Origin of the sequence: Aquimarina rhabdastrellae, from assembly GCA_947387485.1 — a bacterium.
Taxonomy (GTDB): domain Bacteria; phylum Bacteroidota; class Bacteroidia; order Flavobacteriales; family Flavobacteriaceae; genus Aquimarina.
On the sequence record CANDNT010000002.1, the window covers coordinates 170,161 to 182,723 of the forward strand.

At 31.6% G+C, this 12,563-nt stretch carries 12 protein-coding genes; 3 read left to right on the forward strand and 9 right to left on the reverse strand.

The window, feature by feature from the left end; genetic code table 11:
- The first annotated feature begins 3 nt into the window (after positions 1–3).
- Both ACYEKI_RS05390 and ACYEKI_RS05395 read left to right on the forward strand, forming a co-directional pair.
- On the forward strand, positions 4–723 hold the full coding sequence (locus ACYEKI_RS05390) for a DUF434 domain-containing protein (RefSeq protein ID WP_459210148.1): 720 nt from the start codon (positions 4–6) through the stop codon (positions 721–723).
- Between the two features lie 280 nt (positions 724–1,003).
- Complete coding sequence (locus ACYEKI_RS05395) at positions 1,004–1,657, forward strand: hypothetical protein (protein WP_459210149.1); 654 nt, start codon at positions 1,004–1,006, stop codon at positions 1,655–1,657.
- Between the two features lie 155 nt (positions 1,658–1,812).
- Here ACYEKI_RS05395 and ACYEKI_RS05400 read toward each other — a convergent pair whose 3' ends face one another.
- The 6 genes from ACYEKI_RS05400 to ACYEKI_RS05425 form a co-directional block, all read right to left on the reverse strand.
- Positions 1,813–2,472 carry a T9SS type A sorting domain-containing protein gene (locus ACYEKI_RS05400; RefSeq protein ID WP_459210150.1) on the reverse strand — a complete coding sequence of 220 codons (660 nt, stop codon included), beginning with the start codon at positions 2,470–2,472 and terminating at the stop codon, positions 1,813–1,815.
- A 222-nt stretch (positions 2,473–2,694) separates the two neighbouring features.
- Positions 2,695–3,459 (reverse strand): UDP-2,3-diacylglucosamine diphosphatase, encoded by a 765-nt coding sequence (locus tag ACYEKI_RS05405; protein WP_459210550.1) that lies wholly within the window; start codon positions 3,457–3,459, stop codon positions 2,695–2,697.
- A gap of 16 nt (positions 3,460–3,475) precedes the next feature.
- Positions 3,476–3,928 (reverse strand): 6-pyruvoyl trahydropterin synthase family protein, encoded by a 453-nt coding sequence (locus ACYEKI_RS05410; RefSeq protein ID WP_459210151.1) that lies wholly within the window; start codon positions 3,926–3,928, stop codon positions 3,476–3,478.
- 160 nt (positions 3,929–4,088) lie between these two features.
- Positions 4,089–4,856 (reverse strand): enoyl-CoA hydratase/isomerase family protein, encoded by a 768-nt coding sequence (locus ACYEKI_RS05415; protein WP_459210152.1) that lies wholly within the window; start codon positions 4,854–4,856, stop codon positions 4,089–4,091.
- A 39-nt stretch (positions 4,857–4,895) separates the two neighbouring features.
- Positions 4,896–6,233: an MATE family efflux transporter gene (locus ACYEKI_RS05420; RefSeq protein ID WP_459210153.1), complete on the reverse strand. Its 1,338-nt coding sequence runs from the start codon at positions 6,231–6,233 to the stop codon at positions 4,896–4,898.
- Complete coding sequence (locus tag ACYEKI_RS05425; RefSeq protein WP_459210154.1) at positions 6,230–6,730, reverse strand: GNAT family N-acetyltransferase; 501 nt, start codon at positions 6,728–6,730, stop codon at positions 6,230–6,232. The genes ACYEKI_RS05420 and ACYEKI_RS05425 overlap by 4 nt, the downstream gene beginning before the upstream one ends.
- A gap of 188 nt (positions 6,731–6,918) precedes the next feature.
- Here ACYEKI_RS05425 and ACYEKI_RS05430 point away from each other — a divergent pair, with 188 nt between their 5' ends.
- On the forward strand, positions 6,919–7,728 hold the full coding sequence (locus ACYEKI_RS05430) for a universal stress protein (RefSeq protein ID WP_459210155.1): 810 nt from the start codon (positions 6,919–6,921) through the stop codon (positions 7,726–7,728).
- A gap of 61 nt (positions 7,729–7,789) precedes the next feature.
- Here ACYEKI_RS05430 and ACYEKI_RS05435 read toward each other — a convergent pair whose 3' ends face one another.
- The 3 genes from ACYEKI_RS05435 to ACYEKI_RS05445 form a co-directional block, all read right to left on the reverse strand.
- Positions 7,790–9,220, reverse strand: a complete 1,431-nt coding sequence (locus tag ACYEKI_RS05435; protein ID WP_459210156.1) for a hypothetical protein — start codon at positions 9,218–9,220, stop codon at positions 7,790–7,792.
- A 317-nt stretch (positions 9,221–9,537) separates the two neighbouring features.
- Positions 9,538–10,095: a type 1 periplasmic binding fold superfamily protein gene (locus ACYEKI_RS05440; protein ID WP_459210157.1), complete on the reverse strand. Its 558-nt coding sequence runs from the start codon at positions 10,093–10,095 to the stop codon at positions 9,538–9,540.
- Positions 10,096–10,100: 5 nt separating this feature from the next.
- Entirely contained in the window at positions 10,101–12,503 is a 2,403-nt protein-coding gene (locus ACYEKI_RS05445; protein WP_459210158.1) for a TonB-dependent receptor, read from the reverse strand.
- Between the last annotated feature and the right edge of the window lie 60 nt (positions 12,504–12,563).

The following is a 12,563-nucleotide window of genomic DNA, read 5'->3' on the forward strand; positions in this document are numbered from 1 at the left end:
ATTATGGAAACACCTAAACGCAATCGAGGAAAAGAAGCAAGCGATGATCGTTTATTTGGAAACATCAAACAACAGCAAAAAATAAGAGCTGCTGTACATGATATGCATTATTTATTATCTCGTGGTTATGCCGAAAAATCATCTGTAAAATTAGTTGGTCATCATTATCGCCTTAATGCTAGACAAATTATGGTGATGCAAGGTATGAGTGCCAGTAAACAAGCTATTTCGTTAAGAAGTGAAAAGTCTTTACCAGCAGAACAACTATCACAAAAAACAGTAATTATCGATGGTTTTAATCTACTAATCATTATGGAAAGTGCTTTATCTGGTGCATATTTATTTGAAGGATTAGATGGTTATTATAGAGATATTTCAAGTGTTCATGGTACTTATAAGCGTGTTAAAAAAACAGAAGAAGCTCTTTTATTAATCGGAAAAACTTTACAAGAGCTCGGTATTACCAAAGCTATATGGTATTTTGATGCTCCTGTTTCTAATAGTGGTCGATTAAAAACTATACTCTATGAATTAGCCATTACACATAATTTTGAATGGGAAATACATTTAGATAATAATCCCGATAAAGTTCTAGCTCAAAGCAATCATATTGTTATAACTTCTGATGCTTGGATCTTAAATAATGCTATGATGAATTTTAATTTTATGCAGTATTTTATTTCTAAAAACTCATTTGATATACAAGTAGTATCTCTTTTTTAACGCTTTTTTATAAAAAAGGTCATTTCCCTCAATAAACAAACGCGTTCACTCATTTATACTTTATAGGTTTATGGTTTCACCATATATTTGAATCAAATCAAAAAACGAGGTGTATCTCTCAGTTGCAATTGCAACAATCATTTAATTTGTTGGTTATGTTCAAAGAACGGATGCGATAAAGGGTAATCGCATCCGTTTTTTTGTATTCAAATATTTATTTTTCAAAACCGTTTATGATTATAGATATACTATCTTCGTACTTCAAATGAAACCCTCAAATATGAAAAAACTAATTTTACCTATACTTGCAATAAGTTTATGTTTTGCTTGTAAAGATGATACTAAAAAAACAGCGCCCAAAGTGTCTCCTATGGTGAAAAAAAGTAGAGAGCGTACTCGTAAAGAATCTAAAAAACCAGCTTCTTTACAAGATGATCATACCACAAATACTACATCATCAACTCCTACTATAGATTTCACAACTGTAGTTTCTGATTTTATCGCTTGTAAGCAACAAGCTTCTGAGCGTAATCATTGTAGAAATTCTATTTCTCAAATCATTAGTCAGACTTATTCTATAGCTGATTTTAAAGATCAAAAAAATGGTTATGTGATTTATGATAGTATTCGTCCCATTATTTCCCGTTCAAATCAATGGAAAAAATTAGGTAGTGCTCTTAATCAACAACATTTGGACCAGGCAATGGAACATACTAATAATGGTGGGTTATCTCTAGTTATTGATACCGAAAACTCATATGGACATGTTGTAATGCTTGTACCTGGTGAAATGAAAAAATCTTCATCATGGAACTTACAATTACCTCCTGTTTTATCACTGTTAAACTTTAAACCAGAAAAATCTTTTAATGGTAAAGCTTTATCATATGCCATGAAAAAAAGCAATTCCTTACAGGTTTATATAAGAGAATAATCTAGTTTATAACTATAAAAAGCGGATGGAATTGTAATAATTCCATCCGCTTTTGTTTAGTGAGTTTCTTATAAAAAAACTTAATGCAACTTAAAAAGCTATTCTAAATTCTATCTAAACTTCACTCAATTTAACACTCTTTAAACTGAAACTCACTATTCCTTTATAAACTTTTTGGTTATAATTCCTTTCTTTGTAAATGCTTTTACAATGTATTTCCCATTAGGTAACTCAGCTATATCAATAGTATCTTTATTTGAAATTTTAACAATATTAGCATTCAAATCATATATTTCATAAACTGATACCTTTTCTTCACTCGCTATTGATATTTTATCATGCCCCGGATTTGGATATATTTTGAGGTTTTCAGATTCTATTTCTTTCCATTTAAGTGTTTGTCTGCTAGGGCAATCTTTTTGTTCGATTCCTGTCCATCTAATCACCCATTGTCTATCAATCGCAGTAGAAGTTCTTAATGGATTTGCAAACGCTAAACTACCTATAGTAGGTTCTTCAGATGGGTGATCTGCCCATCTTAAATATACTCTAAAACCTGTAGGCGTAGGTCTGTATATCGCTGGTAATCCAGTTAATCCCCAATGATACCCTAATTCTTCTAAAGATTCAATACTCACTAAATAATGTGGTGTACTCTCAAATCCACAACCAGAAGTATCTACATCAACGTAAATTCCTAAGTTTGAATAATCTCTCCAATCATCAGGACTTGTTACTCCTTGTCCAATATGTTGAGCATATGTATTTGTTACTATTAAAAAGAATAAGCTTATGCAAACTTTGATCAACTTCATGTTTTTATTTTTAAAATGATTTGTGAGTATGAAATTAATCATCAATCAGTCTTTTTCGTATATGGAGATTCCACATACTTTCTAATGATTTTAAGTACTTAACACAAAGGATTTACCATACAATATATGTATTACCTATCCTCAACTATACTTCATAAAAAAAACGAAGAGATATTTTATCACTTCGCTTCTTTATTATTTAACATTAGATTAATATTATATCTACTTGTCTTTTTCGAATTCTTTCAATTCTAAGTGTTTCCCATCAAATACACCATAGGTATAATACCCTATCCAGTCTCCTAAATTAATGTATTTAGATTTTTCGTTAAGGGTGATGGTCATTGGTAAATGGCGATGCCCAAATACAAAATAATCGCTATGTTTTGTTTCTAATTTTCGTTTACAATACTGTACTAACCATTCATTATCTTCTCCTAAAAAAGTAACATCTTCGTCTCCTGAAATCAATTTATTTTTTACTGATAAATATTTTGCCAGTCGTACTCCAATATCTGGATGTAACCATCTAAACAACCATTTGGAAAAAGGATTTGTAAAAACTTTTTTCATTCGTTTATACCCCTTATCTCCAGGCCCTAATCCATCACCATGACCTATAAAAAAGCTAGTGTTATTAAAGGTGAATTCTTGTGGTTTATGATATACCGGAATATTTAGTTCTTCTTCAAAATAACCATCCATCCACAGATCGTGATTTCCCACAAAATAATATACAGGAATTCCTGCATCTGTAATCTCGGCCAATTTCCCTAATGTTCTGGTAAACCCTTTAGGAACTACAGTTTTATATTCAAACCAAAAGTCAAACATGTCTCCTAGAATAAATATAGCAGCTGCATCTTCTTTAACTTGATCTAACCATCTAACAAATTTTTGTTCTCGTGGAAAACTTTGTTCTGGCGTTGGTGCACCTAAATGATTATCACTAGCAAAATACACTTTTTTTCCTTCTGGTATTTTCACAGTATTGTTTGAAGTTCTATTCATTATCACTAGCATACCACTCGGCATACGAAGTTTCGGTTTCTTGTAGTTTTAATGAGTGTAGTTGTACACCTTCTGGCAATCTTTTTTTGATCTTATCTGCAAAATCTATCACCATACGTTCACTTGTAGGTTGATAATCTACTAAAATCACACTATGTCCTCTTTCTTTAAGCTCTTGAGCTAGTTCTAAATGAGGAGTGTTTTTATTAAATACTGTAGCATGATCAAAACGATCAACGATTTCTTCTTTGACAATCTTCTTTAAGTCTCCAAAATCTATCACCATTCCATGTTTTACATGAGAAATATCTGTTATAGGTGTTCCTATCACTGTTACTCCTAGTTTATAACTATGTCCATGTACATTTTTACATTTACCATCATATCCATATAACGCATGTCCTGTCTCAAAGGTAAATTGCTTTGTGATTCGAATTTTACTCATTTTCTCTTTTTACTATCTATCGTTAGGTTGATTTCCTGTACAAAGGTAAGTTTATTTACCCTATTTATCTTCTTCTACGGTTTACGAAATACAAGATAACAATTACCACTCCTAGTATGAGGAATAATCCATTTCCTCCTATAAAACTTAATATATCCATTTACTTTTTAAATTTTGTTAATGCTTTTTTTGTAAACTCAGAAAGTACTAAACTTCCTGAAATAGCTGCTCTTTCAAATAATAATTCTTCCCACTCTTCTGTTCCTTTCCATGTTGCTTTCTTCATTTCTTTAAGTGCCTCTGGGTTATAACCAGCAAGTTTCTCTGAAAATAGCAATACTTCTTTATCTAATTCAGTTATCGTTTCAAATACGCGAGCATAAAGTCCATGATCTTTTGCCCAATACGCATTTTGCCATGATGTAGCATCCCATGATAAGGTTTCAAAAGCTGCAACACCAATCTTACGTGTTACCGCTGGTTCTATTACAAAAGGGCCTATACCTATAGATAATTCACTCAACTTTATAGCCGCAGCTTCTGTTGCCAACACATAATCTGATGCCGAAATTAAACCTACTCCTCCTCCTACTGCTTTTCCTTGTACTCGTGTAATTACTGGCTTACTACATTTACGCATAGCATTGATTACTTTTGCAAATCCTGAGAAAAACTCTTTTCCTTCTTCTTCTGTAGTAATTGCTAACAGCTCATCAAAAGATGCTCCAGCACAAAAAGCACGATCTCCTTCTGATTTTAATACAATCACATGTGCTTCTGTATTGGTATCCAGTTCTTCAAAAGCTCTTGCTAATCTATCAAGCAATATTGATGGAAAAGAATTACTTGCTGGATGTCCAAATTCTATAGTAGCTACTTTATTTTCGATCTTCGTATATAAACTGCCGTCTAGTCGTGTAGTACTCATCTTTTTGATTTTTATTCAAAGGTACTATTTTTGAAAGATTCATGCTTCTTGCATTACTAGTGGATAATACTTTTTTCTGAATTTTAAAATGAGTAATACTCCTCTTATAAACAACCATAGCAGTATAGCTATCCATATCCCGAATAATTTTAATTCAAAATATTTAGCTATGTATACCATAGGTAAAAACCCTAGAAATGTTGCAATTAACAGTACATTACGCAACGCTTTCATTTCTCCCAATCCCTTAAACATAGCATCATAACTAAATGCTATTGCATTAAGAGGTTGACTAATTAATACCAAATAAAACATGGTATAAAATATATTCAAAACCGTTTCATCTTTATTAAAGATCAGTCCTATTTGCTTATATGTAATCAGTCCTATAAGAATTAATATTCCGCTTACTATAAGATTGTATTTTGTAATACGTTTTGATAATAACCATAATCCTTTATAATCTTTATTACCAAGTAGTCTTCCACTAAGTGCATTTCCTGCTGCTCCATAGCCATCTAAAAAGAAGGCGGTAAAAAACCATATATTTATTGCTATAGCATGTGCTGCTATAAATTCTTTACCTATAGCCGTTGCTTCTCTTACCGCTACAATCAATGCTATATTTAACGCTATTGTACGTATAATAAGATTAAAACTCATTAATACTAGCCTCTTAATTTCTGGATGAATTTTTCGACCTAGATTAAAACTAATTTTAGTTTTCTTCAATACTAATATTAAAGCTAATATGGCCATTATTAATTGTGAAGTTAAACTGGCATAAGCTGCCCCATCTATCCCCATTGCAGGAAGTATATCTGTAATCCCATATACCAAAACAACATCTAAAACAATATTTACTATTGCTCCTATAGTTGCTACAATCATTGGCCAGAATGTATTTTGCAATCCTCTAAAGATTCCAAAAATTGCAAACGTAAAAAGGGTTAACGGAAATCCCCATACTCTGATTTCGTAATAACGGATACTATACGCTAGGACATCTCCAGTTGCATTAAAAAAATTAAAGATTTCTGTTGTAAAAAAATACGTTGACAATAATACTACTATGCTAAATATCACATTAAGAAAAATTACCTGTATGGGTAAACTTTTAATCTCTTCAACTTTTCCTGCTCCTAAATATTGTGCTACAATAGAAGAAATAGCACTACGGGTCTGCCCTAAAACCCATATCAACATGGATAAAAAAGATCCTACCACTCCTACCGCTGCCAATGCTGTTGTTCCTTCTTCTGGTATATTACCTACTATAGCTGCATCTGTAGATGATAATACTGGTTCTGCTATACCCGCTATTATTGCTGGAATAGCTAATTTATTGATACTTTTAAAAGAAATATTTGTACTCACAATACTAATTCATAACAGTAAAAAGGAGCTTCGCTTTGTTTAGGAAAATAAATATTTCCCAATTGTACATATCCTCTTCGGATATAAAACTTTTGATTCCTTTTATTCTGGCTAAAGGTATCTAATCGCACTGAAATATATCCTTCTTTTTGAGCATAATTTTCTGCAAAAGTCATCATAGCTTGTGCTATACCTTTTCCTTGATATGATGGGTGTACCGCCAATCTATGAATGTAGATATTGTTTGTATTAGGTGTTTTCCATGAAATGGGTTTGTATTCTTCATCCATATCATCACTAACTACAATAGTACCAATAATTTTATCTTCAAGGATATATACATATAGTTCTCTTCGCTCAACATCTTTTTCAAAGGCTGTTCTAGAAGGATATGTATCATTCCATTGATATATATTTTGAGCTATCATGTGCTGAGCACAGGCTTGGGTTAAAGATAAAATTGTATCAATTTCCTCTTTTTTTGCCAATCGAATCATAGATTAATTACGGCTTTTTCAAATTAAAGTGTAAATTTAGAGCTTATCTTTATATTTTTTACATCTATCTTGTAAGGTCTTTAGATAATTAACACTTATTAACTTGATTTGATGATGGTTTTTGATTTAAATCTAAGTTAGTTTCAATTTAAAAACAATTTTGATAAAAAAATAACTTTAGCTATTCCATGAAAAACATTCTAGTCCCATTAGGATCAAGTGATAAAGCTATTAGTACTTCGCAATTACAATATGCTATTGATTTTGCCAAAGCACTAGGCGCTACCATATATGCAGTGCGTATTTTTAAAGAATTACCCAGAGCAGGAAGTTTACCTGACGTTAATAAAGTTTTACGAGAAATATCTATTAACACTATCGAACAAGAGTTTGAAGGTCTTGATAGAAAAGGTGTTACTATTATTTCGCATCCATTAGAAGGAGATTTATTAGACGCTATATCTACGTTTAGTTTAAAAATGTCTATAGACCTTATTGCATTGAGTCCTCAACATGAAGATATTAAGGATCCTTATTTCTTAGGAGAGATTTCAGGAAATATCGTTAAAAAAATGAATTTCCCTGTATTAGTCATTCCAGATAACTATGAGTTTAAACCTATTCAACGTGTATTAATGGCTGTAAAGTCTGGAGCTATACGTAAACCAAATTCTTTGAATCCTATTAAAAAAATACTAAAAGCTTTTGGTGCAGAGATGCGTCTATTACAAGTTAAAACTGCTAGTTTTCTACCTGAAGACACACAGTTTGGTAAAGAATTAGGTGAAATCACTTCATTGTACAAATCAACCGAAAATGCAACTGTTTTTCATGGTGTATTAGAACATCTTAAAGAAAATAATCCTGATATGCTTTGTGTATTTAGACGTAAACGTGGTTTCTTTGCTAAGTTATGGGAAGATAATACCATTAAGAAAGTAGATTTTGAAAGTAGAATTCCGTTACTTGTCCTAAAAGGAAAAGGAATCGCAGAATAAAATTTAAAGAGCCTTCAAAAATAAATTTTGAAGGCTCTTTTATATTCTTTTTATTTCTTGATTATTTCTTTACGTTTAAATACTCATGCAATTGATCTTTAAGTTGATCAATCTCTGCTTCTGTTTTTCCTTGAGAAGTTTGTAAATACCCATCAAAAATATGACTTATATACAATGGTGATGTTGGTCTTTCTGCACTAAAACTAACTGCGTTATGGCATGAAAAACAATTGGCTAATGTATCTACATTAATACTCTCCATTGTACTCTCAAATGTCTGTGTATAGGTTTCCATTGTTACATTTGCCGCATTTAATGATCCTCTAGCTACAGATCCTGGAGTAGCTTTGCTTAAATCGCCCCCTGTGTTTACTAATAACTGTGCTTGTTGTGTAGGTGTTTTTCCATCGGTATCCATCCATATAGATCCATTGTAAAAATAATTCTGAAATACATCTGTAAGTCTTGCTTGTACGCATTTATTTAAATCTCGAATATTATCAAAATTCTTTGGCTCACTTTGACTTGTTGTCATATAACTACCATCAGGATTTACGGGTACTCCATATTGAAATAAATCATATGCTTTTGCTGGTAATTTAGCTTGACTTCCTGTCCATGTAATACCATCTAACCCAGTAGTAGTTCCTTTGGTATATAATAATTGTTCTGTTGTTGAATTAGCTTGATTAGTTGGCCAATCGTAGTTTGGTGCTAAATCATTATGTTCAAATGTCGCCCAAATAAACTCTGGGTGATTGATCACTACACCTACTACATGCATTCCTAATAATGCTACGGTTGCTGCTTTACCATCTATAGTTGCTTTAGTTTTATAATAGTTTGCTTGTTTATCTGCTGGAATAGCATCTACGGTTACCCAAGATACTTTAAGTTCTAATGAACCCACTGGAAAAGTCTCTAGATTAGATTGAGGAATGGTTCCATTATTTAAACCTGTTTTAAATTTTGCTGCTGCATTTTTTAAAGTATCACTTATATGTATAGAATAATATACTGTTGCTGCTGTGTTTTTAGCACTATTATATGCTGGATTTGTTTTTAAAATACCGCTTGATCCTGCTTGAGCAGTATCTTCTAATACCACATTTACGCCTGCAACAGGTGTAACAGGTATCATATTGCTATTTACTTGAGTAAGTTCGTTTAAAAATAACGGTAGGTAATTACTTTGCGGTTTTGTTAACCATAAAAACTTTTGCCACGACCATTGATGAAAAATACAATTGGTTGTTGTAGGGCTATCAAAAGGACTCCCTACGCCTTCTTCTGGAGCTGGTGTTTGTGTATGCGGAAACCAGTCGCTCTCACATGTACATTCCTTAGTTTTCACATATGAAGTAGCCACTTCTTCTGCTTTTTCTACTTCTGGAGTTTCTTTGACTTTTTGTTCTTTTTTACATGCTGTAAATACATTTAGCACTAAAAATATAATACAACTTAATTTGAGTAATTGGGTTTGATTTTTCATGACATTAGGAGTTAATTAGTTTTACTCTCAAATTTCGTGATAATTCATCGTCTTCACTAGCGTAAAAACCCCCGATTTTCTACTTCAAAATTGTATAAAAAAACAACCCTCAGGTTAACTACTCCTGAGGGTCTAATTGAAACTTTAATTTATGTTAACACAAACTCAACTTATACATAATTATGAATGTTTCAATTTTATTGTTATATGTTTTTATCTCTTTTGAATGTGAATATAGCACTGTTTTGAATAATTTTAGTACATTTTATTATCATTTAACAATACTATAATATCACATAGCCATAAGGCTAATTTTCTTACTGGATGGTAACATTAAAATCAACTTCTACATCTGTTTCTCCACCAAAATCAGCTCTTGTGCTTCCTGTTTTTTGTGTTGGTTCATGAATCAAATATACTCTTAAATTTCTTCCTGTTGATCCAGCTGTCACAGTCCAATCTGTATCAATATTTATACCAATATTGTTACTATCTATAGAATCTTCATTTCCACTAGCTATTGTGACACCATTTACTGCACTATTGTCAAAGAAAACATAATGTTCGTCTCTTTCTTCTATCACCTCTTCAGTAATATCTTCTACATCATTAGGATCACTTTCATTTAAGAATTGTACTTTAACACTATATGTTTTTGATTCTTCTAAAGTAACATTAGGTAAATTATTTGCCCCATTCACTCCTTCTTTCCAAGTCACAGTTTGCGTATTAGTCGTACCGTCTTCTGTAACTAACAATCGTACTGTAGTTATTACTTCTTCTTCATTAATCACTTGTGGCGCATCATCATCACTAGAACATGAAATGAACATTGTCATTACTGAAATAGCTAAAAATTTACTAATTGTTTTCATTGCTTTTAAAGTTTAAGTTTTAAATTAATTGTAAAATTTCGACCTACGTTATCAGCATAATAACGTTGTCTATTGAGGTAATCTCTATATTGAGTGTCAAAAAGATTTGTAATACTTAGACCTATAGTAAAGTCTTCTGGGTTCCAAAGTGATAATTTATACGCTCCATGAAGATCAAATACTGTATATCCATCTGGTGGTGTTGATATATCTACTATTCTATCTACCAATACTCCATTTTCTAAGAAGCTTTCTGTAAAATTATTATCTGGATATCTAGTTTGTTTTAATGTCGTTGTATTTACTAATCTTACATTCCATTTATCTTCTTCATAACTAAATGTTGTACTAAAGTTAGGAGAAGGCATATGAATTAAAGGACGCTCTCTTTCTTCATCTTGACCATATATATAAGAAAAACCTGTTTCTATATTCCATTTATTTGTAATTGGCACATGGTAATCTATATCTACCCCATATAAAGTTGCATTTGTTTGTTTGTATTCCCAAACAGGAAATGCACCTCTTGTTGTTTCTTCAAAACCTATTGGTTCTAATACTATAAAATCTTTAATCCAACTTGCATGCGGAGCAATTGTCATCTTTGCATTATTAAATATGAAATTATTGTGTTGATAACTAGCTCCCCACTTTAAAGCTTTTTCTTGTTCAATTCTTAAATCTCCTAGCTCTATTATTGCTGCGCTGTGATGTAATCCATCACTAAATAATTCGGCCGGGTTAGGTGCTCTATTTGCATAAGAAATATTAGAGGTTAACCACTGTTTATTTCCTATTTCATAATTAATACCTAATGCTCCAGAAATTGCATGATAGTCAAACTTTGGATTCGTCAACCATTGATTTCCTTCTTCTCCTATGATTAAATCTGGGAAATCAGTATTGTATCCTCTCTCATCCCAAAAATCTTTTTCATAAAATTTATCTGCATCTATCAAGGTGTAATCATATCGTATTCCAGCATCCGCTCTTAATTTGTCATTAATCTCAAAATCGAAAGTTGCAAAAGCTCCTAATTCGTTTTTAAGATAATCTGGAATTAATCGTCTTACTCCTGTATCTGGATTAGGTACATTTTCTTGTGTACTCGCTTGAATTCCTATTGTTTTTTTAAAAGTATCTTTAGCATCAAAAACAAAAGAACCTTCAAGTGTATGTGTAAATAATTCTAAATCTAGACTTGCTTTATTTCTATCATCTCCTCTTCTTATATCAAATTCTTTTCGATTGTTATATTGAAATGCATATTGCAATACAAGTTTACCTGCATTTTTAAAACGTTGATAATATTTAAGTTTAGCTAGGTGATGTTGTGTTTCCTGCCTAGGTGCATTTATATCATATGCAAACGAATTAATAATTAATGGTTCATCACTTTCTATTGCTCTAAAAAGATCTGATCTATTACCTATATGAGAAGCTCTTAAAATACCTTGTTTTGCATTATATAGACTATAGTATCCTTCTATTCCATATTCAAAAGTGTTATAGCCTGTTGCTATAGAAAAACTTTGTTCTCGTATACCAGTATTACTCAAAACATATTCTGGCGCTTCACTATCTCCATAATGTTTAAGTGTTCCTTGTATTTTAGTACTCCAATTATTTTTAAATCCAATATTTAAAACACCATTAGTACTACCGCCTCTACCATTACTACTTGCAGATACTTGAACTTTTCCAAAAATTGTATCACGTAACGTAGTTAGTTTATTCTCTCCTATTACAATACCTCCTATCGCATCTCCTCCATATTGTAATGCTCCTGCTCCTTTGATTACTCTTAACTCATCAAAAGCGTTAAGATCTATATTAGGTGCATGTTCTTCTCCCCACTCTTGATCTTCTTGACGTACACCATTATTCATAATTACAATTCTACTGCTGTGTAATCCTTGAATAACTGGTTTTACAATTGTATTTCCTGTATTAAGGCTACTTACTCCTGAAATTTCTTTTAAAGCATCTCCAAGAGATAAATTACTATATTCTTCTAATTGTTCTTTATTTAATTTTCCTTCTGTTTGACTATTAGTTAGTGTTTTTTTTGAACTATCTATTATATCAACTTCTTCTAAGTCTGTATAATGATGTTCTAAATAGAAATCGTATTTTGATTTCTCACCCATATCTACTGTTACAACTTGTGTATTACATTCTTTATGTGCCACCGTAAAGGCATAAGCTACATTACACAAATTTTCTATTCGATATTCTCCTTTTTCGTTTGTGATTATTTTTTGATTATTAAACGAAATCTCTGCCCCTTTTAGAGGCACACCATCATGAAAGTCTATTACTCTACCTGTTAATACAAGATTACAATCTTGTGAAAACATTGATATACCTGCTAAAAGAAACATTACAACATATAAATGCTTCTTCATTGCTCTGAAAAAAATTAAATAATAAGGTCATAATAGTATATAGGATTATATACTATTGTA